We start from the raw sequence: 26,043 nt of genomic DNA, 5'->3' as shown, positions 1-26,043 counted from the left end.
CCTTGCGATTCAGCCTGGATTTCTTTCCCGCCCTGCCAAAAGCAGTGCCGGAGAAACTGGAGCGGGAAACGAGACTCGAACTCGCGACCCCGACCTTGGCAAGGTCGTGCTCTACCAACTGAGCTATTCCCGCATTGGCGTCCCCTAGGGGACTCGAACCCCTGTTACCGCCGTGAAAGGGCGGTGTCCTAGGCCACTAGACGAAGGGGACACACACTACAACTTTTCACTCCCTGCCGCGCTTCGCTGTGTGCTTTACGCTGCAAGTGGCGCGCATTCTATGGATGCCTTGGAAGGTCGTCAACCCTTTTGTGGAAATTTATTTAAATCAATGACTTCCGCCTCTATAAAGGACCGCCGGGGGCATGCCCGAAAACTGACGTTGATTTTCTGACAGCCAGTCGGCAAGCTCATGGCAAAGCGCCAGCAGGAAAAGTCTCAAGACCGCCGGACGGGCTTTCCGCCACAAGTCGAACTCTCCTACACTCAATACAGAAAACTACTATTTACCAACGAGGCGTTAACGGTGACACCACTCCTGATCACCCTGCTCATCGTCGCAGGCATCGCATTACTGATCGTGATCGGTTATCTGAACAATGTCGTGGAAAACGCCAAGCTGGAACGCGCACGACTGAAGATAGAGCTGGCCGAACGCCTGCGCCGCTGTGGCGAAATCACCGAGACCTTTCCTCGGCAGCTGATGACCCCGGCGCTCAAGCTGCTACTCACGCGCCTGGAGCTCAACCTCAACCAGCGCCAACTGGCGCTGGACAAGCACAACACAGAGATCAAGGCGCGCATCACGGCCCTGGAAGGGCTGATTGCCCAAGGCGAGGCCCTGCCGATCGACAACCCACCCAGCCCGATCCAGACCGAGGCCAAGGCCAAGGAAGTGCGCTACCTGCTCGAGTCGCTGCACAACCAGATCGTGCGCGCCACCCAGGAAGGCTTCCTGCAGACCAACGAAGGCAAGTACTGGGTCAAGGAAATCCGCCACCTGCTGGTGCTGTTGCATATCGAGTTCTTCAACAACCTGGGCCAACAGGCGCTGCAGCAGAGCCAGCCGGCGCAGGCGCGCCTGGCGTTCGAACGCGGCGTACAGTACCTGCGCAAGCAGCAGGATCCCAAGCAGTACGAAGAGCAGCGTGTCTATCTGGAGAAACTGCTGGCCCGGGCCAATGCCCTGGTGCAGGACCAGATGGAGCCGGCCGAGAATGACGAGAACGAACTGACCCAGGGGCTCAAGACCGACGACGAAGAGACCTGGAAGAAGAAGGCCGTTTACGACTGACAGCCTTCCATTTCCATGGCCCAATCGCCGGCCGGCTCCCACAGGGGTTCCGCAAGACTTGAGAGCGTGGGAGCTGGCGACAGCCTGCGATGGGCTGCACAGCAGCCCCAAGCCCTCAAACGGTTGAGGCCTTGACTTAAGGGGCCGCTTTGCGGCCCATCGCAGGCTGCGCCAGCTCCCACAGGGCCCGCGTGCGCTGTTCTGGTGGGAGCCGGCTCGCCGGCGATTGGGCCCGGCCGGACACCCCAGGCTCAGGCCCTTTGCGCCCCCTTCAGCAATCGGTCAATTCCAGGAAGATCGCCGCCAGGCGCTCCAGCCCCACTTGGTCCGCCTCGGTGAAACGCGCAAGCCTGGGGCTGTCCAGGTCCAGCACACCTATCAACCGCCCGCCCTTCACCAGCGGAATCACCAGCTCGCTGTTGGACGCGCTGTCACAGGCGATGTGCCCGGGGAAGGCATGTACATCCTCGACCCGCTGGGTCTGCCGGGTGGCCGCCGCCGCGCCGCACACGCCCTTGCCAAAGGGGATGCGCACGCAGGCCACTTGGCCCTGGAACGGGCCCAGCACCAATTGCTCGTCGCGATTCAGATAAAAACCTGCCCAGTTCAGATCCTCTACCTGGTGATAGAGAAAGGCGCAGAACTGTGCGGCGTTGGCGATGAAGTCGCGCTCGTCGGCGAACAACGCCTGCACTTGCGCGGCCAGCAGGTCGTAGCCATCGAGGCCGTTGCCACTGGCATTGAGGTCGATCATGGTTTTTGCTCCAGCAATTGCAGCCCGACCCAGTAGCGGGCGAACTGATAGGCACAACGGCCATTACGGTTGCCGCGGCCGGTGGCCCAGCGCACGGCGAGGATGTCCAGCTGCTCGTCACGCTGCCAGCGCAGGCCGGCCGCAGTGGCCAGCTGGCCGATCCAGTGTTCGACCACATCGAGGAAGTGGTCCTGGGTGAAGGGGTAGAACGACAGCCACAGGCCGAAGCGGTCCGAGAGGGCGATCTTGTCCTCCACCGCCTCGCTGGGGTGCAGCTCGCCATCGACGCGCTGCCAGTTCGCGTTATCGCTTTCCTTCTCTGGCACCAGGTGGCGGCGGTTGGAAGTGGCGTACAGCAGCACGTTGTCCGGGGCCTGCTCCAGCGAGCCGTCGAGCACGCTCTTGAGCACTCGATAGTCGCCCTCCCCCGCCTCGAACGACAAGTCGTCGCAGAACAGGATGAAGCGTTGCTGGCATCCGTGCAGCTGTTCGACCACCCGCGGCAGGTCGGCCAGGTGGTCGCGTTCGATCTCGATCAGGCGCAGGCCCTGGCCGGCATGTTCGGCCAGCAGCGCACGCACCAGCGACGACTTGCCGGTGCCGCGCGAGCCCCACAGCAAAGCGTGGTTGGCGGGCATGCCCTGGATGAACTGGTGGGTGTTGCGGCCCAACTGCTCACGTTGCTGGTCGACGCCGATCAGGTCGCTCAGGCGAATATCGAGGCTGACCTGCAGCGGCAGCAGATAGCCGCTGCGGCCATCGCGCTGCCAGCGCGCGGCCAGCGTGGTCGACCAGTCGATGTCCGGGCGTGGTGCGGGCAGCAGGGGTTCGAGGCGCGCGAGTACGGATTCGGCGCGGTCGAGGAAAGCGGTCAAGCGGGCGTCCATGGGGGCTCCTGGAAGTCAGTCGGGGCCGCTGCGCGGCCCCAAAAATAGCGGCCAACCTGAAACGAACGACAGACCTGCCAGCAGCCCAGGGTGTCTCGGGCTATGCTTGCGCAGCGCAGGGGCGCGAAACCGGCTCGAAACTCATGGATATCAAGTTCACCAATCGCCTGTCATACAAGCAAGCCCGGTTGACAGTCCTGGTCGGCTGCGTACTGGGTACCTTGCTCAGTTTCATCCAGATCGGTATCGATTATGCCAGCGAAGACGCATCCATCAACCGCGAAATCGAAGCGTTGCTGCAGATCACCCACGACCCGGTCTCGCGCATTTCCTATAACATCGATGCCGAACTGGCCAAGGAACTGACCGGTGGCCTGCTGCAATCGCCAGCGGTGACCCGCGCACGGCTGGTCGACAACAACGGCGCAGTATTGGCCGACTCCCAGCGCCCACGCCTGGACGACCGCTACCGCCCCTTGAGCGATTTTCTGTTCGGCGAGCAACGCCAGTTCCAGGAGCGTTTGTTCCTGCCGCACATGCCCAACGAATACCAGGGCACCCTGTACCTGGAAGTCGATACCTACGCCTTCGGCAGCCGCTTCCTCGACCGTGCCGGGGTCACCTTGGTCAATGGCTTCGCCCGCAGCCTGGTACTGACCGGTATCCTCCTTGCGCTGTTCTACCTGATGCTGACCAAGCCCCTGGTCAGGGTCATCGCCGCCCTGAGCAGCAGCGACCCGCGCCACCCGCAGCCAGGCCGCCTGGAATGCCCGCCCGGCCATGAGCAGGATGAGATCGGCGTGCTGGTGAAGGTGACCAACCAGCAGCTCGTCAGCATGGCCGCGGAAATCCAGCAGCGGCGCAATGCCGAGAACCGCCTCACGCAGTACCTCAACGAGCTGGAGGACATCGTCTCGGCCCGCACCAACGAACTGAAGGCCAGCAACGACCGGCTGAGCCAGTCCAACCAGGAGCTGGAACAGGCGCGCCAGCGGGCGCTGGACATGGCCCAGACACGGGCCGCCTTCCTGGCCAACATGAGCCATGAGATCCGTACCCCCCTGAACGGCATGCTGGGCATGATCGCCCTGGCCCTGGACAGCCCCTTGGCTGCCGAACAACACCAGCAGCTGTCGATCGCCCACGACTCGGGCAAGGTGCTGGTGGAACTGCTCAACGATATTCTCGACCTGTCGAAGTTCGATGCCGGCCAGCTGGAGCTCGAACGCATCCCGTTCGACATGGGCGCGATGGTCGAGGACACCGCCAACCTGCTGTCGCAGAACGCCGCAGCCAACGTCGAGCTGACCTGCCTGGTCAGCCCGGGCTTCCCGAGCTCCGTCGTGGGTGACCCGACCCGGGTACGGCAGATCGTCAGCAACCTGTTGTCCAACGCCCTCAAGTTCACCCGTTTCGGTCGTGTCGATGTGCGTCTGGCCGCTATCGTCGGCGGCGTGCGCCTGGAGGTCTGCGACACCGGCATCGGCATTCCCGAACAAGCCCAGGCACGGATCTTCCAGCCCTTCACCCAAGCCGGCGCCGGCATCACCCGCCAGTACGGCGGTACCGGCCTGGGCCTGGCCTTGACCCGTAACCTGTGCAAGGCCATGCAAGGCCACCTGCACATCCAGTCCGAAGCCGGCTTCGGCAGCCGTTTCAGCGCCGAGCTGCCGCTGCTGGTGCACACCGAAGCCATCCCGCCCGCGCCACTGGCCGGGCGCGTGGTGGCCTTGAGCAATGCCGGCAGCGGCCTGGCTGAGCTACTGCAAAGCCTGCTACCCGGTTGGGGCCTGGCCTACCAGCGGATGGACGAGGTGGCCCTGGCCGTCGATGCCGCGCCCGACCTGTTGATCACCGATGACCTCGAGCACCTGTTCGCCCTGCGCCCGGGACTCAAGGCACCGATCCTGCTGGTGACGGCCTATGGCAATTTCCTGACCGGTGAAGAGGTCACGCAACTGGCGCCCTTGCTGCAACTGGCCCGCCCGCTGGCGCGCAATGCCCTGTACCAGATCCTGCGCCGCGCGCTGCACGGTGACGAGCCCGACGCGCCACAACCCCACGAGCAATCCCCGCCAGGGCAGCGGCGGGCACGCGTGCTGCTGGTGGAGGACAACCCGGTCAACCAACTGGTGGCCAAGGGCATGCTGCTCAAGCTCGGCTGCGAGGTGCTGCTGGCCACCCAGGGCGTCGAGGCCCTGGAGCAGCTGGAGCACGAAGCGGTAGACATGGTGCTGATGGACTGCAACATGCCCGTGATGGATGGCTACGAGGCCACCCGGCGCATCCGCCAGGACGGGCGCTGGTCAGCCTTGCCGATCGTAGCCCTGACCGCCAACGCCATGCCCGAGGAGCGTGAGCGCTGCCGCGCCGCCGGCATGAACGACTACCTGGCCAAGCCGTTTCGCCGCGAAGAGTTGCTGGCGTTGGTCGAACACTGGGTGCCGGTCAGCGATCAAGCAGCGCCTCGATCGGCGCCTTGAGCGCGTCGGGCTTGGTACGGGGGGAAAAACGGGTGACCTTGCCGCTGGCCGGGTCGACCAGGAACTTGGTGAAATTCCACTTGATCCGTTGCGTGCCGAAGATGCCTGGCGCGCGCTTCTTCAGCTCGACGAACAGCGGGTGGGCGCCCGGGCCGTTGACCTCCACCTTGCGGAACAGCGGGAAGCTCACGCCGAAGTTGCGCTGGCAGAACTGCGCGATCTCGCGCGCCTCGCCCGGCTCTTGCTTGCCGAACTGGTTGCAGGGAAAGCCCAGCACCACCAGCCCCTGGGCCCGGTAGTCCTGCCAGAGCTGCTCCAGACCCTTGTACTGGGGCGTGAAACCGCACTGGCTGGCGGTGTTGACCACCAACAGCGCCTTGCCGGGGAAATCGCCCAGCACCTTGTGCTCGCCACCGAGGGTGACGCAGCGGATATCGCTCAGCGAGTCGGCCATCGCAGGTCTCCGGTCAGTCACGCGGTTTGAGGTCCAGGCACACCGAGTTGATGCAATAGCGCAGGCCGGTCGGTGGCGGCCCATCGGGGAACACATGGCCCAGGTGGGCATCGCAGCGGGCACAGGTGACCTCGGTGCGGATCATGCCATGGGAGGTGTCGCGCACTTCGATCATGGCGCTTTGCTCGATCGGCTCGTAGAAGCTCGGCCAGCCGCAGCCAGCGTCGAACTTGGCCTTGGCGTCGAACAGCGGCAGGTCACAGCAGATGCAATGGTAGATACCGTCGCGCCGCTCGCTGTTGTACTTGCCGCTGAACGGGCGCTCGGTGCCCTTCAGGCGGCACACCTGGTACTGGGCCGGGTCGAGCATCTGGCGCCACTCTTCAAGGGTTTTGTCGATCTTGTGCATGGGTAACCTCGGCAGGCTGAATTTCACTCGCGCCGTCTTTCTTTATGGCGGGGGTGACACGTATATTAGTGGGCTTCTCTTGCCAGCCAGTCTGGCATGCGCTCCGCCCTTTTCAAACCTTTTGACGGCGGTGCGCCGCGACTTCTCAATCGGGATCACATCATGCAGTTCAGCAAATCGAACAAGCTCGCCAATGTCTGCTACGACATTCGCGGCCCGGTGCTCAAGCACGCCAAACGCCTGGAAGAGGAAGGCCATCGCATCCTCAAGCTGAACATCGGCAACCCGGCCCCGTTTGGCTTCGAAGCGCCGGACGAGATCCTCCAGGATGTGATCCGCAACCTGCCCACCGCCCAGGGCTACAGCGACTCCAAGGGCCTGTTCAGCGCGCGCAAGGCGGTCATGCAGTACTGCCAGCAGAAGCAGATCGAAGGCGTGGGCATCGAGGACATCTACCTGGGCAACGGTGTGTCCGAACTGATCGTGATGTCCATGCAGGCGCTGCTCAACAACGGTGACGAGGTGCTGATCCCGGCACCGGACTACCCGCTGTGGACCGCCGCGGTGAGCCTGGCCGGCGGCAAGCCGGTGCACTACCTGTGCGACGAGCAGGCCGAATGGTTCCCGGACCTCGAGGACATAAAGGCCAAGATCACCCCCAACACCAAGGCGCTGGTGATCATCAACCCGAACAACCCGACAGGCGCGGTGTATTCCAAGGAGCTGCTGCTGGGCATGCTGGAGCTGGCGCGCCAGCACAACCTGGTGGTGTTCTCCGACGAGATCTACGACAAGATCCTCTACGACGAAGCCGTGCACATCAGCACCGCCTCGCTGGCCCCAGACCTGCTGTGCCTGACCTTCAACGGCCTGTCCAAGTCGTACCGGGTGGCAGGCTTCCGCTCCGGCTGGCTGATTATCTCCGGGCCCAAGCACCATGCCCAGAGCTACATCGAAGGCATCGACATGCTGGCCAACATGCGCCTGTGCGCCAACGTGCCGGCCCAGCACGCGATCCAGACGGCCCTGGGCGGCTACCAGAGCATCAACGACCTGGTGCTGCCGCCTGGCCGCCTGCTGGAGCAGCGCAACCGTACCTACGAACTGCTCAATGCCATCCCCGGCGTGAGCTGCGTCAAACCCATGGGCGCGCTGTATGCCTTCCCGAAGATCGACCCGAAGGTCTGCCCGATCCATAACGACGAGAAGTTCGTGCTCGACCTGCTGCTGTCCGAGAAACTGCTGATCGTCCAGGGCACAGCGTTCAACTGGCCGTGGCCGGACCACTTCCGTGTGGTGACCCTGCCACGGGTGGACGACCTGGAACAGGCGATCGGGCGTATCGGCAACTTCCTGCGCACCTACCAGCAGTAACAGCGCAGCGCCCAATCGCCGGCAAGCCGGCTCCCACCTGCCCTGCGCTGCTCTCGAAAGCATCGCTGTACCCGTGGGAGCCGGCTTGCCGGCGATTGGGCTTTCGTTGGACTACCGGGCAATCTCTTACATCCTGCAACGCTCTGCCTCACAGCCCTCGTTCCAATGTCTGCCATACTCGGCCGTACACAGTTTGAAATAGTCGCCCGGTTGAATCAGCAGGACCCGCCCCTTATATAGCCCGCAGTACGCAACATTTTCGTCCGTCAGGAGAACGTAACAACCATGATGCGCATTCTGTTGTTTGTAGCCACCAACCTCGCGGTGGTGCTGGTTGCAAGCATTACCCTGAGCCTGTTCGGCTTCAATGGGTTCATGGCGGCCAACGGGGTTGACCTCAACCTCAGCCAGCTGCTGGTCTTCTGCGCCGTGTTCGGTTTTGCAGGCTCCCTGGTTTCGCTGTTCATCTCCAAGTGGATGGCGAAGATGACCACCGGCACCCAGATCATCACCCAGCCGCGCACCCGCCACGAGCAGTGGCTGCTGCAAACGGTCGAAGAGCTGTCCCGCGAGGCCGGCATCAAAATGCCGGAAGTGGGTATCTTCCCGGCCTACGAGGCCAACGCCTTCGCCACCGGCTGGAACCGCAACGACGCCCTGGTGGCCGTTTCCCAAGGCCTGCTGGAGCGCTTCTCGCCCGACGAGGTGCGTGCGGTGCTGGCTCACGAGATCGGCCACGTGGCCAACGGTGACATGGTCACCCTGGCGCTGGTGCAAGGTGTGGTGAACACCTTCGTGATGTTCTTCGCCCGTATCATCGGCAACTTCGTCGATAAGGTGATCTTCAAGAACGAAGAAGGCCAGGGCATCGCCTACTACGTGGCGACCATCGTCGCCGAGCTGATCCTGGGCATCCTGGCCAGCATGATCGTCATGTGGTTCTCGCGCCGCCGCGAATACCGCGCCGACGAAGCCGGCGCGCAACTGGCCGGCACCGGCGCGATGATCGGTGCCCTGCAGCGCCTGCGCGTGGAACAAGGCATGCCCGTGCACATGCCCGATACTCTCAAGGCGTTCGGTATCAATGGCGGCCTCAAGCACGGCCTGGCCGGCCTGCTGATGAGCCACCCGCCGCTGGAAGATCGCATCGAGGCCCTGCGCCGCCGCGGTTGATCCAGCTGTAATGAACAAAAGGGCGACCTCGGTCGCCCTTTTGTATTGACATTCAAACGTGTGGGAGCGGGCTTGCCCCGCGATTGGAGGGCAATGCCCTCCCCTTCACCGCCCCAGCAGATACACCCGCTCCACCAGGCTCACCACGCCCGCCTGCTCGAACTTCGGGCTTTCCCTGATGATCTCCCGCTCCTCGAGCCGCTCCACCCGCCACCCGGTAAACCCGGCCCGCACCTCGTCGTCCGCCACCGAGAACGGCGGCCCGTCGAGCAGTGCCTGGTCATAATCGAGCGTCACCAATACGCCCTGGCAAGCGCTCGGCAGCAGCGTCGACAGCAATGCCATGTAGCGTGCGCGCATAGCCGCAGGCAACGCGATCAGGGCGGCGCGATCATAGAGCCCGGCACACGCCTTCACGTCTTGCGCCTGCAAGGCAAAGAAGTCCCCGCACCACAGCTCTACATCACCACTGCGCCACACTTCAAAAGCACCTTGCTGCTCCACCTCCGGCACCAGGCCATATTCGCGGAAGAAGCTCTCCACCGCCCGCCGCGACAGCTCCACGCCCAGCACCCGATGCCCCTGCCCGGCCAACCAGGCCAGGTCCAGGCTCTTGCCGCACAACGGCACCAGCACGCGACTGCCCGGGGCCAGGCCCAACTTCGGCCAATGGGCCTGCAGGTAAGGGTTGACCTGCGCCTGGTGAAAACCGATCTGGTTGTCGGCCCACCGCTTGTGCCAGAACGCTGGCTCCATGCTTCCTCCCGGTTTTTCGATGAAATGCCTTGAAAACTTATATTGGATATCGATCGATGGCTGACCGAAGATGAAGCCATCTTAACCGCCAGGACTCCGTCATGCTGCCCAGCCTGTTCATTTCCCACGGCTCCCCGATGCTCGCCTTGCAACCCGGTGCCAGTGGCCCGGCCCTGAAGGCCCTGGCCAATGCCCTGGCGCGACCGAAGGCGATCGTGGTGGTGTCGGCGCATTGGGAGAGCCGTGAACTGTTGGTGATGGGCAACGCCCAGCCCGAAACGTGGCACGACTTCCATGGTTTCCCAGCCGCGCTGTATGCGGTGCAGTATCCCGCACCGGGCGAACCGGCCCTGGCCGAACAGGTCGTCGAGCGCCTGGCGACAGCCGGCCTACCGGCCCACCTGGACGCCCGGCGCCCCTTCGACCACGGTGCCTGGGTGCCCTTGTCGCTGATGTATCCAGGCGCCAGTATCCCGGTCATCCAGGTATCGCTGCCCAGCCCGCTTGGCCCGGCCTTGCAGGTGAAGGTCGGCGAGGCGCTTTCGGCCTTGCGCGCCGAGGGTATCCTGCTGGTGGGTTCGGGCAGCATCACCCACAACCTGGGCGAGCTGGACTGGCATGCCGGGCCCGATGCGGTCGAGCCCTGGGCGCTGGCGTTCCGCGATTGGGTGGTGGACAAGTTGGCCACAGATGACCGCGATGCGCTGCTCGACTATCGGCAACAGGCACCGTTTGCCGAGCGCAATCACCCCAGTGACGAGCACCTGCTGCCGTTGTTCTTTGCCCTGGGGGCTGGAGGGACGTTCTCGGTGGTGCACCAGGGGTTTACCCTGGGGGCGCTGGGGATGGATATCTATCGGTTCGACTGAATAAGCCCAATCGCCGCAAGCCAGTACAAGTCTTGAGGGCGGCGCAATCTCGGTAGGAGCTGGCGACAGCCTGCGATGGGCTGCACAGCAGCCCCAAGCCCTCAATCGGGGAAGCCGGCTTGCCGGCGATTCGGCCTTTCCAACCAGGCAAAAAAATCCCCAGCCAAGGCCGGGGATTTTTTCATTGCGCCAGGATCAGTCCTCGCGGTAGCGGCGCAGCTTCAGCTGCTTGCCCGCCACACGGGTGTCCTTGAGCTTGGACAGCAGACGCTCCAGGCCTTCTTCCGGCAGCTCGACCAGGCTGAAGCTGTCACGCACCTGGATACGGCCGATGGCGTCACGGGCCAGGCCGCCTTCGTTGAGGATCGCGCCCAGCAGGTTCTTGGCGGCGATACCGTCACGGGCACCGAGGGCGGTACGGCAACGCACGCGGCCTTCCGGCAGCGGCATCGGCGCGCGACGCTCGCGGTCACCACGTTCGCCACGCTCACCGCGCTCGCTGCGTTCACCACGCTCGCGCGGGGTGTAGGTCGGCACCAGCGGCTGCTCGCGCTCGACCGCGGCAAGGTCCAGGGCTTGGCCGTTGGTGGCCTTGCGCAGCAGGGCCGAGGCCAAGGCACGCGGGGTGCAGCCCAGGTCGGCGGTCAGGCGGTCGAACAGCTCGCCATGGCTGGCTTCCGACTCGGCCACCAGCGGCGCCAGGCTCGCGGTCAGCTTCTTGATGCGCGCATCGAGCACGGCCTGCGGGTTCGGCAGGCGGGCTTCGGCAACCTTCTGCCCGGTGACACGCTCGATGACCTGCAGCATGCGGCGCTCACGCGGGGTGACCAGCAGCAGCGCACGGCCATCGCGACCGGCACGGCCGGTACGGCCGATACGGTGCACGTAGGACTCCGGGTCGTACGGCATGTCGACGTTGAACACGTGGGTGATGCGCGGTACGTCCAGGCCACGGGCGGCGACGTCGGTGGCGACGACGATGTCCAGGCGGCCATCCTTGAGCGAATCGATGACGCGCTCACGCTGGTTCTGGGCGATGTCGCCGTTCAGCGCGGCAGCCTTGTAGCCCTTGGCTTCCAGGGCGGCGGCCAGGTCCAGGGTGGCTTGCTTGGTACGCACGAAGGCGATCAGTGCGTCGAACTCTTCCACTTCCAGCAGACGCAGCACGGCCGGGATCTTCTGGTCGGCATGGACCATCAGGTGGGCCTGCTCGATCGCGGTGACGGTCTGGGTCTTGCTCTGGATCTTGACGTGCTTGGGCTCACGCAGGTGACGCTCGGCGATCGAACGGATCGACGACGGCAGTGTGGCGGAGAACAGCACGGTCTGGCGCGACTCGGGGATGGCCTTGAAGATGACTTCCAGGTCGTCCATGAAACCGAGCTTGAGCATTTCGTCCGCCTCGTCGAGTACCAGGTACTGGACGGTGGACAGGACTTTCTCGTCGCGGCGCAGGTGGTCGCACAGGCGGCCCGGGGTGGCAACGACGATCTGGGCGCCGTTACGAATGGCGCGCAGCTGTGGGCCCATCGGGGCACCACCGTACACGGCCACGACGTTCACGCCTGGCATCTGCTTGGCGTAGGTTTCGAAAGCGGTGGCTACTTGCAGCGCCAACTCACGGGTTGGCGCCAGGATCAGGGCTTGCGGTTCGCGCTTGCTCACGTCGATGCGATTGAGGATCGGCAGGGCGAAGGCAGCGGTCTTGCCGGTGCCAGTCTGCGCCTGGCCGATCATGTCGTGACCGGCGAGGATGATCGGGATCGACTGTTGCTGGATGGCCGACGGCTCTTCATAGCCGGTCGCCAGTACTGCGGCAACGATATTCGGATTGAGATCGAGAGCGGCGAATCCGCCGGTTTCCTGGGTCATGGGTCTGCCTCTAGGTGCATCCGCAAAGACCCATGCTCCAAAGCTGCACATGCCTTGAAAGACCAAACGGTCACCCAGGCAGCTTTGGCGGCGGGGATTTGCGAAAACGATTGAAAAAGGAACGTCTTGGGAAGGTCCGCCTAGCGGACGCGCAGCCGAAGCTGGACTCGGAGGATTTGCACCACCTGATTTTGAGGTCCGCTAAAAGACCGGCGCGTACTATACCCGAATTAGTGCCGGACCGTGAGATTTTTTTCAACGGTCAAGGCCAGCACGGAGCCATCTACTCGCTCAGGCTGAATCGATTTCGCGGCGCCCTCGCGGCATCCTGTGGGAGCATTGGCCGCTTGTTCTCTGCGCGACAGCGCAGCCCGAAGGGCTGGGTGATCTCCCACAGGGCCCTTCTTCAACTGGCCGGCCGAACCGCCTTGATCAGGTACTCCAACGAATACCCCAAGCGCGGCGCCAACGCCTCGGCCCGCGCCCGCAGCCCGTCCAGGTCCAGCGCCTGCTCCAGGTCGGCCGGCACCAGCAGGATCACATTCCCCTCCTTCACCGGCAGCTCCCAATAATGCCGGTGGTACAAGCCACGCAGCAACGCCGCGCCCAGAGGCCGACCATCATCCCCGGCCCACTGGTTGATCACCAGCCAGCCGCCCGGGTTGAGCTGCTTCTGGCAGTTTTCCAGGAACCCCCAGGCCAGGTGCCCGACGCCCGGCCCATGGTCGGTATAGAGGTCGACGAACAGCAGGTCGGCCTTTTCGGCGCTGGGCAGCAGTTCCAGGGCATCGCCCACCCGTACGTACAGCCTCGGGTCGTCGTCCAGGCCCATGTATTCCATGGCCAGGCGTGGCACATCAGGGCGCAGCTCGATGGCCTCGACGTCTTCCAGGGGCAGGAACTTCAGGCAGGCCTGGGTCAAGGTCCCGGCCCCAAGCCCCAGGAACAGCGCGCTCTCCGGCTGCGCATGGCACAGTGCCCCGACCAGCATGGCGCGGGTGTAGTCGTATTCCAGCCAGCTGGGGTCGGCCGTGAAGGTGCAGCTCTGTTCGATGGCGTCGCCGAACTCGAGGAAGCGGTAGTCGTCCACCTCATAGACGCTGATGACCCCGAACGCATCCTCGACCCGGGCCAACAGCCGCTCTTCCCGCTCCGTCCCCATTACCGCCACCTGCCCGCGCAAAACGGCCATTGTCCGCCAATGCCCCCCGGTGCAACAAGCACGCCGCCAGCTGATACCATGGCAGGCAGCCAATAACCGACTACCGAGCCCGTGATGAACCGACCGTGGAGCCCCGAAAGCTGGCGCACCCTGCCGATCCAGCAGCAACCGACCTACCCCGACGCCGCGCACCTGCTCAAAGTGGAGCAGACCCTGGCCAGCTACCCTCCGCTGGTGTTCGCAGGCGAAGCCCGGGAGTTGCGCCGGCAGTTCGCCGAGGTCACCGAGGGCCGGGCCTTCCTGCTGCAGGGCGGCGACTGCGCCGAAAGCTTCGCCGAGTTCTCGGCGGCGAAGATCCGCGACACCTTCAAGGTGCTGCTGCAGATGGCCATTGTCATGACCTTCGCCGCCGGCTGCCCGGTGGTCAAGGTCGGGCGCATGGCCGGGCAGTTCGCCAAGCCCCGCTCGGCGGGTGACGAAACCATCGGCCAGGTGACCTTGCCGGCCTACCGCGGCGACATCGTCAACGGCATCGGTTTCGACGAGCAGAGCCGCGTGCCGGACCCTGAGCGCCTGCTGCAGGCCTACCACCAGGCCACTGCCAGCCTCAACCTGCTGCGGGCCTTTGCCCAGGGCGGCTTTGCCGACCTGCACCAGGTGCACAAATGGAACCTGGACTTCATCGCCAACTCGGCCTTGGCGGAGAAGTACCACCAACTGGCCGGGCGCATCGACGAGACCCTGGCGTTCATGCGAGCCTGCGGCTTGGACAGCGCACCGCAGCTACGCGAGACGAGCTTTTTCACCGCCCACGAAGCACTGCTGCTCAATTACGAGGAAGCCTTCGTGCGGCGCGACAGCCTGACCGGCGACTACTACGATTGCTCGGCGCACATGCTGTGGATCGGCGACCGCACCCGCCAGCTGGACGGTGCCCATGTAGAGTTCCTGCGCGGAGTGCACAACCCGATCGGGGTCAAGGTCGGCCCGAGCATGAACCCCGAGGCGTTGATCCGCCTGATCGACACCCTCAACCCGGACAACGACCCGGGGCGGCTCAACCTGATCGTGCGCATGGGCGCCGGCAAGGTGGCCGAGCACCTGCCGGGGCTGATCCGCACCGTCGAACGCGAAGGGCGCAAGGTGCTGTGGAGCTCCGACCCGATGCACGGCAACACCATCAAGGCCAGCAGCGGCTACAAGACCCGGGATTTCGCGCAGATCCTCGACGAGGTGCGTCAGTTCTTCCAGGTGCACCAGGCCGAAGGCTCGTACGCCGGCGGTATCCACATCGAGATGACCGGGCAGAATGTCACCGAATGCATCGGCGGAGCACGGCCGATCACCGAGGATGGGTTGTCGGATCGCTACCACACCCATTGCGACCCGCGGCTCAATGCCGACCAGTCACTGGAGCTGGCATTCCTGATTGCCGAGACGCTCAAGCAAGTTCGCCAATAAAGCATCGCCCCCAATCGCGGGACAAGCCCGCTCCCACAAGGATCACCGCTAACCCTGTGGGAGCGGGCTTGTCCCGCGATGACATCGGCACGGTCTTGCTCATTTGCGCAGCGGATCATCCCAAAAATGCCGCTCGGCCTCCTGCTCGATATCCGCCCTGCTCAAGCCCAGGTCGTGCAAGGTCGCATCGCTCAGGCTGCGCAACTCGCGGCGCTGGCGGTACAGCTCGTACCAGCGAAGCAGCCGTGCCAGCAGTGCCTCCCCCAGATGGGTGAACGAAGAGGAAGGTTTGACGTACAGGGTTGTGATCTGACCTTTCATCTTGAAGCCCTCCGTGAAGATGGCTTCAGTCTCGCGCCGAGCCTAAGATCAATCCAACGAATGTTTCTGATGCAATGCATCTCGGAGATTGATGCAATGTCCCAGTACCAGAACCTCGACTCAGACGTGCTGCGCACCTTCGTCGCGATCGCCGAACAGGGTGGCTTCACCCGTGCCGGCGAAGTGGTGAACCGTACCCAGTCAGCGGTGAGCATGCAGATGAAGCGGTTGGAGGAGGACATTCTCCAGCGTCAGTTGTTCGAACGCGACGGCCGCCAGGTGCGGCTGACCGCCGAGGGCCAGGTACTGCTCGGCTATGCCCGGCGCATCCTCAAGTTGCAAGGCGAGGTGTTCAACACCCTGCGCATGCCGCACATGGTCGGCGTGGTGCGCATCGGCACACCCGACGACTACGCCATGCGCTTTCTGCCCACCATTCTTTCGAGCTTCGCCCAGGCCTACCCGCTGATTCAGGTGGAAGTGCATTGCGAGTCGTCCAAGCAATTGATGCTGCGTCAGGACCTGGACCTGACCATCGTCACCCGCGAACCGGGCAACGAGGTCGGCCAGCTGTTGCGCCAGGAGCGCCTGGTGTGGGCCGCAGCCCAGGGCTTCTGCCCGCAGGAACAGCGCCCAATGCCCCTGGCGCTGTTCAACACCGACTGTTTCTGCCGCGCCTGGACCTGCAACGCCCTGGAGGCCCAGGGCATCGACTATCGCATCGCCTACACCAGCCCCAGCCTGGCGGCGATCTTCGCCATCGTCACCGCCGGCCTGGCCGTCACGGCCCAGCTGCAGAGCCTGGTCGGGGGCAACCTGCGGGTGCTCGGCGAACACGAAGGCCTGCCGCAGCTGCCGCTGGCCAATGTGATGCTATTGCGCAACACGCAGCACCAATCGCCAATCACCGACTGCATGGCAGACTATATCGTCGAAGGGTTCAAGTGATGCCTGTCACCGGCAGAGGCGCGGGCCCTATGGGAGTGGAGCAAACGGTCTTGGTTGCTTGCTCCGGCCCTATCGCCGGCAAGCCGGCTCCCACAGCCTCTGAAAACAGCGCAGGGCAGGTAGGAGCCGGCTTGCCGGCGATGCTCCTTGGCTAGACCTCCAAACCCAGCATTACAGCGCAGACCACCAGGAAGACACAGAATAGCGTGCGCAACACCTTCTCCGGCAAGGCGTGGGCCAGCTTCACACCCCAGCTGATGCTGAGCAGGCCACCGATGGCCAGCGGGATACCCACGTGCCAGTCGACACTGCCGTGCACGCCGTAGGTCACCAGTGTGACCAACGTGCTGGGCGCGGCCAGGGCCAGTGACAGCCCTTGGGCAACCACCTGGGTGGTACCGAATACACTGGTCAGGATGGGGGTCGCCACCACCGCCCCGCCGACACCGAACAACCCGCCCATGGCGCCGGCGAAACTGCCGAGCACACCCAGCCAAGGCCAGGGGTAGCGCAGCTCGGCGCTTGGCGGCGCTATGCGCAGGAACATCCGCGCCACGTTCCACACCGCCAGGGCCACCAGGAAACCGACGAAGCCCAGGCGCATGGCCTGCGCATCGATGCCCACCGCCCAGATCGAGCCAAGCCAGGCGAACACGAAGCTGCACACCGCCAGCGGAAACGCATGGCGCAATTCGATGCGGTTGCGCTGGTTGTAGCGCCACAGCGCCAGCAGCACGTTGGGTACCACCATCACCAACGCCGTGCCCTGGGCCAGTTGCTGGTCGAGGCCGAACAACACGCCCAGCGCTGGGATCGCGATCAACCCACCACCGATGCCGAACAAACCGCCCATCGTGCCCAGGGCCGCGCCCAACACGACATACATCACCCACTCGATCATCCGCGCCTCATCCCGCCGGTTTGACAATACAGGCCATGCTAACGGCTCGCCGCTGGTGGGGAAACGCACAGCAGCGCACAATGGCTTTGCGAAATTCGCACAAGCAAAACGCTTCCCCTGTAGGAGCGGGCTTGCCCCGCGATCGGGCGCGCAGCGGCCGCGATCCGGTAAAGCACGGTCAGCCTGATGTATCGAATGGGCTGGTTTTACGGCCGCTGCGCGCCCGATCGCGGGGCAAGCCCGCTCCTACACCGGTCCGAGCTAGATCAACAGTGATGTGTGCCATGAGCCCCGATACCCTGACCGAACAACTGAGCCTGTTTCTCGATGTGCTGGAAACCGGCAGTTTCTCTGCCGCGGCGCGCCGCCACCCATTGACGCCTTCGGCGGTAGCCCGCCGTATCGACAATCTGGAACACGCCATAGGCAGCCGCCTGTTCGCCCGCAGCACCCATGCCGTGCGTGCCACACCAGCCGGCAAGGCTTTCGCTGAGCGGGCCCGACGCATCATCGAAGAACTGCGCCTGGCACGGGCCGAGGCTGTGTCGTTGAGCAGCGCGCCGGAAGGGTTGATCCGCATCGATGCCCCTGCCGCCTTCGGCCGACGCCACCTGGCCCCGGCCATCGCGGATTTTCTGGTGGCATACCCAGGCCTGGACGTACAGCTGCGCCTGATCGACAGTTTCGTCGACCTGCATGGCAGCCATTTAGGCGAGGTCGACCTGGTGCTGCGCGCCGGCCCCTTGGCCGACACCCGCCTGGTGGCCACGCCGCTGGCCTACATGGTGCGCATCGCCTGCGCCAGCCCCACCTACCTGGCCAGCCACGGCGTGCCGGCCTGTCCGAGCGAGCTGCCGGAGCACCATGGCCTGGACTGGGACGGCCTGGCGCCACCCTTCGCCTGGCGCTTCACGGTCGATGGCCAAACCGGCCTGTATCGCCCGGCACGCATGCGCATGGTCGCCAACAATGCCGAAACCCTGCTGTTCGGCGCCCTCGCCGGCCTGGGCATCGCTCACCTGCCCACTTGGCTGGTCAGCGACCACCTGCTGCGCGGCGAACTGCTGCCGCTGTTCTGCGAAAACGGCCTGCCGCCACCGGAAAGCAGTGGCATCTATGCACTACGCCTGGAACATGAAACGAACTCTCGCAGTCGCTTGTTGCTCGAATTCCTCAAGAGCCGTTTCAGTCCGCTACCACCCTGGGACCTGGCCCTGCGCAGTGGGCTGCGCAGGTAGTGAGCGCGCCAACCATCAGCGTGCTAGATTTTCACCCTGACTTCATTCAAGGACCTGCATGAACGCCGACATCAATGCCCCTTGCGACGAGCTGCTGCTGGACAACCAGGTCTGCTTCGCCCTGCACTCCACCTCGTTGCTGATGACCAAGGTCTACAAACCGCTGTTGCAGGCCCTGGGCCTGACTTATCCGCAGTACCTGGCCATGCTCGTGCTCTGGGAACAGGACGGCCTGACCGTGGGCGAGATCAGCCAGCGCCTGCTCACCGACCCCGGCTCGCTGACGCCGTTGCTCAAGCGCCTGGAAAGCGAAGGGCTGCTCAAGCGCACCCGCAGCCGCGAGGATGAGCGGGTGGTACTGGTGGAGTTGACCGACAAGGGGCGCGCCCTGCAGGACGAGGCCAGGCGCGTGCCGCCGTGCATCCTGCAAGCCAGCGGGCGCAGTGTCGAACGCTTGCAGCAGCTGCAGGCGGACTTGCTGGAACTGCGCGCCAGCCTGCAAAAAAGCCTCTGAACGCTATGCTGTGGAACGCCGAACGATGAACGGCATGAAATTTATCTTGCGCGCCAAATAATTGAGCGCTAATTTAATTCCCGTACCCATCCAGCGCCACGGCGCACAGCACACAAGCGAGGCTCAAGATGCAAAAGGTCACTCCCCTGTACATCGCCGAAGCAACCTCCACGGGCGGACGCGATGGCAAATCCCGCTCCAGCGACGGCAAGCTCGAGGTCAAGCTGAGCACGCCCAAGGAGCTGGGCGGCGCTGGCGGCGACGGAACCAACCCCGAGCAGATGTTCGCAGCCGGTTATTCGGCCTGCTTCATCGGCGCCTTGAAGTTCGTGGCGGGCCAGGCTAAGCAGCAACTGCCTGCCGACAGCTCCATCACCGCCAAGGTAGGCATCGGGCAGATCCCGGGCGGGTTCGGCCTGGATATCGACCTGCACATCAACCTGCCGGGGTTGGCCCAGGCCGATGCCGAAGCACTGGTGGAGAAGGCGCACCATGTCTGCCCTTACTCCAATGCCACGCGTAACAATGTGGATGTGCGGTTGCATGTGACGGTTTGATCGTATGGGGACGCGTTGCGTCCCAATCGCCGGCAAGCCGGCTCCCACAGAGATTTCGCAAGTCTTGAAAACAGCGCAATCTCAGTGGGAGCTGGCGACAGCCTGCGATGGGCTGCAAAGCAGCCCCAAGCCCTCAAACGCTGGAGCCTCTCCAGATTCAAGGGGCCGCTTTGCGGCCCATCGCAGGCTCCGCCAGCACACAGATACAGCGTAGTGGAGCCGGCTTGCCGGCGATTGGCAGCATCGGATAGCGCGCCATAAAAAAACCCGGCCAAGGCCGGGTTTTTTGCGATCGCAAGAAGGATTACTTCTTGGAACGGCCCTTGAAGCTGCCGTCGCGAGTGTCGATGTCGATCATCTCGTCGATCTCGATGAAGTCGGCAACCTGGATTTCGGTGCCGTTGGCCAGCTTGGCCGGCTTCATGACCTTGCCCGAGGTGTCGCCACGCGCGGCGTTCTCGGTGTAGACGACCTGGCGGCTGATGGTGGTCGGCAGTTCGACCGAAACCACTTTCTCTTCGTACATGGTCAGGGCGCAGACGTCCTGCATGCCTTCTTCGATGTACGGCAGAACGGCGTCGATGTCTTCGGCGTTCAGTTCGTACATGGTGTAGTCGGTGGTGTCCATGAAGGTGTAGGCATCACCGCTGATGAAGGACAGGGTGACTTCCTTGCGATCGAGGATCACGTCGTCCAGCTTGTCGTCGGCGAAGTAGACGGTTTCGGTCTTGTAGCCGGTCAGCAGGTTCTTCAGCTTGGTCTTCATGATCGCGCTGTTGCGACCGGACTTGGTGAATTCGGCTTTCTGTACCAGCCACGGGTCGTTGTCGATCCGCAGTACGGTACCGGGTTTCAGTTCTTTACCAGTTTTCATTACGAAGTATCCGAATCTGGATGGATTTATAAAAATCGAGGCCGCGTATCATAGCCAATTTCGGTAAAACTGTACCAGCGTCGTGGCAAGGTCCGGCCGAGCGGCCTGAGCAGCGCTCCATTGGCGGGCATGTGCCTGCAGCTGCGGCCAGTGCCGGAGCACCCCGCGCCAGGCCGCGCCCATGTCACGATCCATGTTCCAGGCGCGCCAGAGCTCGACCAGCGCATCTCCCGCTTTTTCTGACAGCCCTTGGCGATAAAGCTTGAGGAACGCCTCGAGTTTTTCCCAATGGGCGTTCTCGTCCTGCACGTAGATGTGCCACAACAGCGGCTTGCCGGCCCACTGGGCGCGCACGAAGGAGTCCTCGCCACGTACCGCATTGAAGTCGCAGGCCCAGAGCAGGCGATCATAATCGTCCTGACTGACGAATGGCAGGATCTGCACGGTCAGCGCGCCTTTGCGCCGCACATCGCCCACCCCCAGGCCGGGCTCGCCCAGCCATTGGCGCACGTCGGCCAGGATGCGCCCCTCGGGCACCAGCAAATGGCTGGGCTGGCCATCGTCGGCCAAGGCATCGAGCCAATTACCCAGTTGCGCGTTTTCGTAGGCGAACAGCGAGAGCAGCCGCGCGCCCGCCTCCACCTGCACGCCCAGGCTGCCGAGGAATGCTGTGCGTGCGGCCGGGTCCGCCTCGAAGGCCTCGCGCCGGGCCAGCAACGTACCCTCGCGCAGCAGGCCGCCGGTCTTGTCGGTGAAGCCCGGGAAGAAGAACAGGGTGCGCAGCCCATTGGCCTGGGGTGAGGCCAGGCCATGGCAGCCCTCGACCCAATCCTCGGCGCTCAGGTACTCGAGGTTCAGCCACAATGCAGGCGTGGCCCGCAGGCGCAGGGCCTCGATGTAATCGGCCGGCAACCGGCAACCAAAGGCACCGATCACCACATCGCCAGGCGCCACCGGTTGCCATTGGCCCGGCCAGTGCCGCACATCGACGCCGGCCTGCCACTGCTGCGCGGCGCCGGCATCGGCTGCTGGGCATAGGCGCACGAAGGCCTCCAGGTCGTCCACCCACAGGCGTACCGCCAGCCCCTGCTCGGCCACCAGTTGGCGGGCCAGGCGCCAGGTCACGCCGATGTCGCCGTAGTTGTCGACGACTGTGCAGAAGATGTCCCAGGTGGATTTCATACCCACTCCCTTGCCTTGCGCGAAACCGCGGATTTTGCGGATAAATGCCTCGAGGCGAAAGCATCGGCGGGAAAAAACCCTTGCCGCCGTGCGACAATGCCCGGCATGAACCACCCAGCCAGGAGGCCGCCATGCCACGTCGTCGCGAATTGAAGGTTACCCTCAAGCCCGTGCAGTTGATCCTCTGCGTGGCGCTCGGCCTGTGGCTCGGCGCCGTGGCCATCGCCCTGAGCCTGTGGCTGGCCTGGCGCTGGTGGCCGGGGCAGGTGCAGCCGGTGATCCAGGCCATGGAACCGACCGCCAGCCAACCAGCAGCACCCGCCGACGCCCAGGCTGAGATGTTCGAGCGCTACAAGGTGATCCTCCAGCAGCAGGAGGCTCGCCAGGCCGTCGAAGCCGCCCAGGGCAGCCCGCGCAACCTGAACAACCCCAAGTGCCAGTTCTGGCTGCAACAGAACCGCACCGCACCGACCGACAAGAGCCAGGCCAACGTACTGGAATTCTGCTATTGACCATGGACAAGACCACCCTGCTCTCGCGCATCGTCCAGACCCTCGAGCATGATGTCGAGGTGCTGCGCCGTGCGGCCCAGGCCGCCTACGAGGCCGCCACCGCCGAAGAGAACATCGCCGAGAACAAGTATGACACCCTGAGCCTCGAAGCCTCGTACCTGGCCACCGGGCAGGCCCGGCGCACGGCGGAGATCCGCCAGGCGCTGCTGGCGTACCAGCAGTTGCTACTGCGCGACTACGACCCGGTTCGCGGCATCCAGGTCAGCAACCTGGTGACCCTGGAGGATGACCAAGGGCACCCGCGCTTGCTGTTCCTCGGGCCCGAGGCAGCCGGGTTGAAGATCGGCGAAGGTGAGCAATTGGTGACCGTCATCACAGCGCGTTCACCATTGGGGCAGCAGTTGCTGGGCAAGAAGGTCGATGACGAAGTGAGCCTGACGGTGGCCGGCGCCGAACAAGTATCAGTGGTGACCCAGGTCACCTGAAGCGGCCTTATCGCGGGACAAGCCCGCAGGGATTTCGCAAATTTTGAGCGCGGCGCAATCTTGGTGGGAGCTGGCGACAGCCTGCGATGGGCTGCAAAGCAGCCCCAAGCCCTCAAACGGTGGAGCCCCTCCAGACTCAAGGGGCCGCTTTGCGGCCCATCGCAGGCTCCGCCAGCTCCCACCAAGCACGCGGAGCCTGGGCCGTATTTGCACGGCTGGCTTGTTTAGCACCATAGAATCTCCCACAGCCCCCACTGAATCAATGGCTTATGTGTTGTTCTAGGAGGGCTTGCCCCGCGATGGGCCCAGCGCCGCTCTACAGCACTTCCAGCGCATTGAACCGCGTCGCCAACCCCTGCTCGGCGAACCGCTGCACCACGAAATCGATGAACGCCCGGGTCTTGCCCGGCAACAGCTTGTGCTCGGCGTAGTACAGGCTGATATGCCCATCGTCCACGTACCAGTCCGGCAGCACGCGCTGCAACCGCCCAGCCACCAGGTACGGCACCGCGAACGGCAGGCTGACCAGGGCGATGCCCAAGCCCTGCTCGGCCACCACACAGGCAGCGTCGGAGTCGCTCATGGTCATGGCCTGCTGCAACTGCAACGGCCGTTGCTCCTGCCAGCGACTGGTCAGTGGCCAGGAGCGCACGCGGCCGGTCTGCGGGGAGCGGATCAGGATGCCGGCGTGCCGCGGCAAGGCCTCCGGCTGGTCGATCGGCCCATGGCGCTGGACATAGCCGGGCGCGGCCACCAACACCCGGTGCGCCGGGGTCAGCTTGCGCGCCACCACCCCGGGCGGCAGCTCGAAACCACCGCCGATGGCGGCGTCGAACCCCTGGCCGATCAGGTCCACCTGGCGGTTGTCGAAATGCCAGTCGGGGATGATCGCCGGGTAGCGCTGCAGAAACTCGCCAAGCAAGGGCAACACGTACAGCCGCCCGAACACCGTGCCCATGCTCACCCGCAAGGCGCCGGCCGGCTGGCCTTCGGCGCTGGCGAGGTTGGCCATGGCGTACTGGATTGTGCGGAAACTGTCGCTCACCTCTTCCAGGAAACGCTGGCCCGCTTCGGTGAGGGTCAGCTTGCGGGTGCTGCGCTGGAACAGGCGCACACCCAGGCGCGCCTCCAGCTGGGCGACGTTCTTGCCCACCGCGGCCGGGGTCAGGTGCAGGCGGCGGGCCGCTTCGGCGAAGCTGCCGACCTCGGCGCTGCGAATGAAGCACTCGAGGGTGCTGAAGGATTCCATGGCCATGATCATCAACCCAAGGTTTACTCTGCTGATCGCGATTGCCATCTTATCAGCAGGTAATCCAGGGTCGATACTGCGCTCATCCAAGGCATTCGGCCTTGCTTCACGCAGGAGATCAGCATGTCCAACGCATTCAACCTCGACGGTAAGGTCGCCCTGGTCCAGGGCGGCTCCCGCGGTATCGGCGCCGCCATCGTGCGGCGCCTGGCCAAGGAAGGCGCCAAGGTCGCCTTCACCTATGTCAGCTCCACCGGCCCAGCCGAGGCCCTGGCGAACGAGATCAATACCCAGGGCGGCCATGCCCTGGCCCTGCGCGCCGACAGCGCCGATGCCACTGCTGTGCAACAGGCAGTGGAATCGGTCGTGGAGGCCTTCGGCCGCCTCGATATCCTGGTCAACAATGCCGGAGTGCTCGCCGTGGCCCCGGTGACCGAGTTCGACCTGGCCGACTTCGACCGCCTGCTGGCGGTGAACGTGCGCAGCGTATTCGTCGCCAGCCAGGCCGCTGCCCGGCACATGGGCCAAGGTGGGCGGATCATCACCATCGGCAGCACCAACGCCGAGCGCATGCCTTTCGCCGGTGGCGCGCCTTATGCCATGAGCAAGTCGGCGCTGGTCGGCCTGACCCGCGGCATGGCCCGCGACCTCGGGCCACGGGGCATCACCGTCAACAACGTGCAACCCGGGCCGGTGGACACCGACATGAACCCGGCCTCCGGCGACTTCGCCGACAGCCTCATCCCGCTCATGGCCATCGGGCGCTATGGCCAGGCCGAGGAGATCGCCAGTTTCGTGGCCTACCTGGCCGGGCCTGAAGCGGGCTACATCACCGGGGCAAGCCTCACGGCCGATGGCGGGTTCGCCGCCTAAGCCCATTCGTTGCCTGGCCCCTGTAGGAGCGGCCTTGTGCCGCGATCGGGCGCGAAGCGGCCGTAAATCAGCAACCGCGGTGGATCGAGAGACCCGATTGGCTGATTTCGCGGCCGCTTCGCGCCCGATCGCGGCACAAGGCCGCTCCTACAAGGGATAGCGCCTGGGCGGACATTTCCTGATACTGCTTCACTTTCGCCTGCCATGAGAACCACGATGAATGCCCCTGCCCTGAGCCGCGCCCTGATCCTGCTGATGGCCACTGCCACCGGCCTGGCCGTGGCCAGCAACTACTACGCCCAACCGCTGCTGCACAGCATTGCCGAGCAATTCGGCCTGGACACCGCCAGCGCCGGGACCATCGTCATCGCCGCGCAGCTGAGCTACGGTGCCGGCCTGCTCCTGCTGGCACCGCTGGGCGATATGTTCGAGCAGCGCCGGCTGATCATCTGCATGGTGGCCATCGCCACCCTTGGCCTGGTGATCAGCGCCTGTGCGCCCAGCCTGCCTTGGCTGCTGCTGGGCACGGCGCTGACCGGGCTGTTTTCCGTGGTCGCGCAGGTGCTGGTGCCCATGGCCGCCACCCTCAGCGCCCCTGACCAACGCGGCCGTGCGGTCGGGACATTGATGAGCGGGTTGCTGCTGGGCATTCTCCTGGCCCGTACCGCCGCTGGCTTCATGGCCGAACTCGGTGGCTGGCGCAGCATCTACGTATTGGCCGCAGTCCTGATGGCATTGACCGCCATCGCCCTGTACCGCAGCCTGCCGCAACACCACACCCATGCCGGGCTGAAGTACCCAGCGCTGATCGGCTCGGTGTTCCGCCTGTTCGCCGAGGAGCCGGTGCTGCGCCTGCGCTCGCTGCTGGGGTTGCTGGCATTCAGCCTGTTCGCCCTGTTCTGGACCCCGCTGGCGTTCCTCCTGGCCAATGAGCCCTATCACTACTCCGATGCCGTGATCGGCCTGTTCGGCCTGGCCGGGGCCGCAGGTGCATTGTCGGCCAACTGGGCCGGGCGCCTGGCCGACCGAGGCCAGGGCTCGCTGGGCACCACGGTCGGGCTGGTGGCGCTGCTGCTGTCCTGGGTGCCGCTGGGCTTCGCCCAAAGCTCGCTAATGGCGCTGCTGGCCGGGGTACTGTTGCTGGACCTGGCGGTGCAGCTGATCCATGTGAGCAACCAGAACGCGGTGATCGCGCTGCGCCCGGAAGCGCGCACTCGGCTCAACGCGGGGTATATCACCTGCTACTTCATCGGCGGAGCGCTGGGGTCGCTGCTGGGGACCCAGTTATTCCAGCGCCAGGGCTGGATGGGGATCGTGACAGCGGGCCTGGTCATCGGGGCCGTGGCGCTGGTGGTATGGATGATGGCCGAACGTCGGCGCAAGGGGGCGATGCAAGCCGCTTGAACGCGCAAGCTGCTGCAGCCCGCTCCCACAGGGCGCG

General features: G+C 64.5%; 25 protein-coding genes, 2 tRNA genes and 1 pseudogene. 14 read left to right on the top strand and 14 right to left on the bottom strand.

What is annotated here, in order from left to right:
• Positions 1-57: 57 nt before the first annotated feature.
• Together ACXHGZ_RS05565 and ACXHGZ_RS05560 are read right to left on the bottom strand one after the other, a co-directional pair.
• Positions 58-133: transfer RNA gene (locus ACXHGZ_RS05565), tRNA-Gly, on the bottom strand.
• Between the two features lie 2 nt (positions 134-135).
• Positions 136-211: transfer RNA gene (locus ACXHGZ_RS05560), tRNA-Glu, on the bottom strand.
• 315 nt (positions 212-526) lie between these two features.
• Between ACXHGZ_RS05560 and ACXHGZ_RS05555 the strand changes: the two genes are divergently transcribed.
• Positions 527-1,294, top strand: coding sequence for a hypothetical protein (locus ACXHGZ_RS05555; RefSeq protein WP_084854996.1), 768 nt, complete (start codon positions 527-529; stop codon positions 1,292-1,294).
• A gap of 271 nt (positions 1,295-1,565) precedes the next feature.
• On the opposite strand, the gene ACXHGZ_RS05550 is transcribed toward ACXHGZ_RS05555, so the two are convergent.
• Positions 1,566-2,048: a free L-methionine (R)-S-oxide reductase MsrC gene (locus ACXHGZ_RS05550; RefSeq protein ID WP_480462792.1), complete on the bottom strand. Its 483-nt coding sequence runs from the start codon at positions 2,046-2,048 to the stop codon at positions 1,566-1,568.
• Positions 2,045-2,935, bottom strand: a complete 891-nt coding sequence (locus ACXHGZ_RS05545; RefSeq protein ID WP_480462791.1) for an ATP-binding protein — start codon at positions 2,933-2,935, stop codon at positions 2,045-2,047. The genes ACXHGZ_RS05550 and ACXHGZ_RS05545 overlap by 4 nt, the downstream gene beginning before the upstream one ends.
• 102 nt (positions 2,936-3,037) lie before the next feature.
• Between ACXHGZ_RS05545 and ACXHGZ_RS05540 the strand changes: the two are divergent.
• Positions 3,038-5,418 (top strand): annotated as a pseudogene (locus ACXHGZ_RS05540) (response regulator).
• On the opposite strand, the gene ACXHGZ_RS05535 reads toward ACXHGZ_RS05540, so the two are convergent.
• A complete protein-coding gene (locus tag ACXHGZ_RS05535) occupies positions 5,384-5,872 on the bottom strand; it encodes a glutathione peroxidase (protein ID WP_224458372.1) in 489 nt (162 codons plus the stop codon). The pseudogene ACXHGZ_RS05540 and the gene ACXHGZ_RS05535 overlap by 35 nt on opposite strands.
• 13 nt (positions 5,873-5,885) lie before the next feature.
• On the bottom strand, positions 5,886-6,281 hold the full coding sequence (gene msrB, locus ACXHGZ_RS05530; protein ID WP_084854991.1) for a peptide-methionine (R)-S-oxide reductase MsrB: 396 nt from the start codon (positions 6,279-6,281) through the stop codon (positions 5,886-5,888).
• Positions 6,282-6,443: 162 nt separating this feature from the next.
• Between msrB and ACXHGZ_RS05525 the strand changes: the two genes are divergently transcribed.
• Together ACXHGZ_RS05525 and htpX are read left to right on the top strand one after the other, a co-directional pair.
• A complete protein-coding gene (locus ACXHGZ_RS05525; RefSeq protein WP_480462789.1) occupies positions 6,444-7,655 on the top strand; it encodes a pyridoxal phosphate-dependent aminotransferase in 1,212 nt (403 codons plus the stop codon).
• A 285-nt stretch (positions 7,656-7,940) separates the two neighbouring features.
• Positions 7,941-8,828 (top strand): protease HtpX, encoded by an 888-nt coding sequence (htpX, locus tag ACXHGZ_RS05520; RefSeq protein WP_084854989.1) that lies wholly within the window; start codon positions 7,941-7,943, stop codon positions 8,826-8,828.
• A 105-nt stretch (positions 8,829-8,933) separates the two neighbouring features.
• Here the strand turns inward: htpX and ACXHGZ_RS05515 are convergent, their stop codons facing one another.
• Complete coding sequence (locus ACXHGZ_RS05515) at positions 8,934-9,584, bottom strand: thiopurine S-methyltransferase (protein ID WP_480462787.1); 651 nt, start codon at positions 9,582-9,584, stop codon at positions 8,934-8,936.
• Positions 9,585-9,685: 101 nt separating this feature from the next.
• Here ACXHGZ_RS05515 and ACXHGZ_RS05510 point away from each other — a divergent pair, with 101 nt between their 5' ends.
• Positions 9,686-10,453 carry a DODA-type extradiol aromatic ring-opening family dioxygenase gene (locus tag ACXHGZ_RS05510; protein WP_480462785.1) on the top strand — a complete coding sequence of 256 codons (768 nt, stop codon included), beginning with the start codon at positions 9,686-9,688 and terminating at the stop codon, positions 10,451-10,453.
• 195 nt (positions 10,454-10,648) lie between these two features.
• Here the strand turns inward: ACXHGZ_RS05510 and ACXHGZ_RS05505 are convergent, their stop codons facing one another.
• Positions 10,649-12,325 carry a DEAD/DEAH box helicase gene (locus ACXHGZ_RS05505; protein WP_084854986.1) on the bottom strand — a complete coding sequence of 559 codons (1,677 nt, stop codon included), beginning with the start codon at positions 12,323-12,325 and terminating at the stop codon, positions 10,649-10,651.
• 406 nt (positions 12,326-12,731) lie between these two features.
• Positions 12,732-13,487, bottom strand: coding sequence for a spermidine synthase (locus tag ACXHGZ_RS05500; protein ID WP_084854984.1), 756 nt, complete (start codon positions 13,485-13,487; stop codon positions 12,732-12,734).
• 114 nt (positions 13,488-13,601) lie between these two features.
• Here ACXHGZ_RS05500 and ACXHGZ_RS05495 point away from each other — a divergent pair, with 114 nt between their 5' ends.
• Entirely contained in the window at positions 13,602-14,948 is a 1,347-nt protein-coding gene (locus ACXHGZ_RS05495; RefSeq protein WP_480462783.1) for a class II 3-deoxy-7-phosphoheptulonate synthase, read from the top strand.
• A gap of 99 nt (positions 14,949-15,047) precedes the next feature.
• Here the strand turns inward: ACXHGZ_RS05495 and ACXHGZ_RS05490 are convergent, their stop codons facing one another.
• On the bottom strand, positions 15,048-15,269 hold the full coding sequence (locus ACXHGZ_RS05490) for a DUF1127 domain-containing protein (protein ID WP_084854982.1): 222 nt from the start codon (positions 15,267-15,269) through the stop codon (positions 15,048-15,050).
• Positions 15,270-15,365: 96 nt separating this feature from the next.
• Here ACXHGZ_RS05490 and ACXHGZ_RS05485 point away from each other — a divergent pair, with 96 nt between their 5' ends.
• Positions 15,366-16,217, top strand: coding sequence for a LysR substrate-binding domain-containing protein (locus tag ACXHGZ_RS05485; protein WP_084855143.1), 852 nt, complete (start codon positions 15,366-15,368; stop codon positions 16,215-16,217).
• A gap of 151 nt (positions 16,218-16,368) precedes the next feature.
• Here ACXHGZ_RS05485 and ACXHGZ_RS05480 read toward each other — a convergent pair whose 3' ends face one another.
• Complete coding sequence (locus tag ACXHGZ_RS05480) at positions 16,369-17,118, bottom strand: sulfite exporter TauE/SafE family protein (RefSeq protein ID WP_480462781.1); 750 nt, start codon at positions 17,116-17,118, stop codon at positions 16,369-16,371.
• 284 nt (positions 17,119-17,402) lie between these two features.
• Here ACXHGZ_RS05480 and ACXHGZ_RS05475 point away from each other — a divergent pair, with 284 nt between their 5' ends.
• The 3 genes from ACXHGZ_RS05475 (at position 17,403) to ACXHGZ_RS05465 (ending at position 19,427) form a co-directional block, all read left to right on the top strand.
• Positions 17,403-18,356: a LysR family transcriptional regulator gene (locus ACXHGZ_RS05475; protein WP_480462780.1), complete on the top strand. Its 954-nt coding sequence runs from the start codon at positions 17,403-17,405 to the stop codon at positions 18,354-18,356.
• Positions 18,357-18,414: 58 nt separating this feature from the next.
• Positions 18,415-18,870 (top strand): MarR family winged helix-turn-helix transcriptional regulator, encoded by a 456-nt coding sequence (locus ACXHGZ_RS05470; RefSeq protein WP_084854980.1) that lies wholly within the window; start codon positions 18,415-18,417, stop codon positions 18,868-18,870.
• Between the two features lie 128 nt (positions 18,871-18,998).
• Complete coding sequence (locus tag ACXHGZ_RS05465) at positions 18,999-19,427, top strand: organic hydroperoxide resistance protein (protein ID WP_480462779.1); 429 nt, start codon at positions 18,999-19,001, stop codon at positions 19,425-19,427.
• A gap of 304 nt (positions 19,428-19,731) precedes the next feature.
• On the opposite strand, the gene efp is transcribed toward ACXHGZ_RS05465, so the two are convergent.
• Positions 19,732-20,301, bottom strand: coding sequence for an elongation factor P (gene efp / locus ACXHGZ_RS05460; RefSeq protein WP_480462778.1), 570 nt, complete (start codon positions 20,299-20,301; stop codon positions 19,732-19,734).
• 48 nt (positions 20,302-20,349) lie between these two features.
• Positions 20,350-21,483, bottom strand: a complete 1,134-nt coding sequence (earP, locus tag ACXHGZ_RS05455) for an elongation factor P maturation arginine rhamnosyltransferase EarP (protein WP_480462777.1) — start codon at positions 21,481-21,483, stop codon at positions 20,350-20,352.
• Positions 21,484-21,614: 131 nt separating this feature from the next.
• On the opposite strand from earP, the gene ACXHGZ_RS05450 reads away from it, so the two are divergent.
• Both ACXHGZ_RS05450 and ACXHGZ_RS05445 read left to right on the top strand, forming a co-directional pair.
• Complete coding sequence (locus ACXHGZ_RS05450; protein WP_480462776.1) at positions 21,615-21,995, top strand: hypothetical protein; 381 nt, start codon at positions 21,615-21,617, stop codon at positions 21,993-21,995.
• A gap of 2 nt (positions 21,996-21,997) precedes the next feature.
• Positions 21,998-22,480, top strand: coding sequence for a GreA/GreB family elongation factor (locus ACXHGZ_RS05445; protein WP_480462774.1), 483 nt, complete (start codon positions 21,998-22,000; stop codon positions 22,478-22,480).
• A 316-nt stretch (positions 22,481-22,796) separates the two neighbouring features.
• Here the strand turns inward: ACXHGZ_RS05445 and ACXHGZ_RS05440 are convergent, their stop codons facing one another.
• Positions 22,797-23,735: a LysR family transcriptional regulator gene (locus tag ACXHGZ_RS05440; protein ID WP_084855140.1), complete on the bottom strand. Its 939-nt coding sequence runs from the start codon at positions 23,733-23,735 to the stop codon at positions 22,797-22,799.
• A 117-nt stretch (positions 23,736-23,852) separates the two neighbouring features.
• Here ACXHGZ_RS05440 and ACXHGZ_RS05435 point away from each other — a divergent pair, with 117 nt between their 5' ends.
• Together ACXHGZ_RS05435 and ACXHGZ_RS05430 are read left to right on the top strand one after the other, a co-directional pair.
• Positions 23,853-24,602, top strand: a complete 750-nt coding sequence (locus tag ACXHGZ_RS05435) for a 3-oxoacyl-ACP reductase family protein (RefSeq protein ID WP_480462773.1) — start codon at positions 23,853-23,855, stop codon at positions 24,600-24,602.
• 216 nt (positions 24,603-24,818) lie between these two features.
• Positions 24,819-26,006, top strand: a complete 1,188-nt coding sequence (locus tag ACXHGZ_RS05430; RefSeq protein WP_480462771.1) for an MFS transporter — start codon at positions 24,819-24,821, stop codon at positions 26,004-26,006.
• Positions 26,007-26,043 lie beyond the last annotated feature (37 nt).

The sequence above is a fragment of the Pseudomonas shiyinii genome (assembly GCF_056725765.1).
The sequence above is the reverse complement of the archived record's forward strand: the minus strand, read 5'-3'. Positions and strand labels throughout refer to the sequence as shown.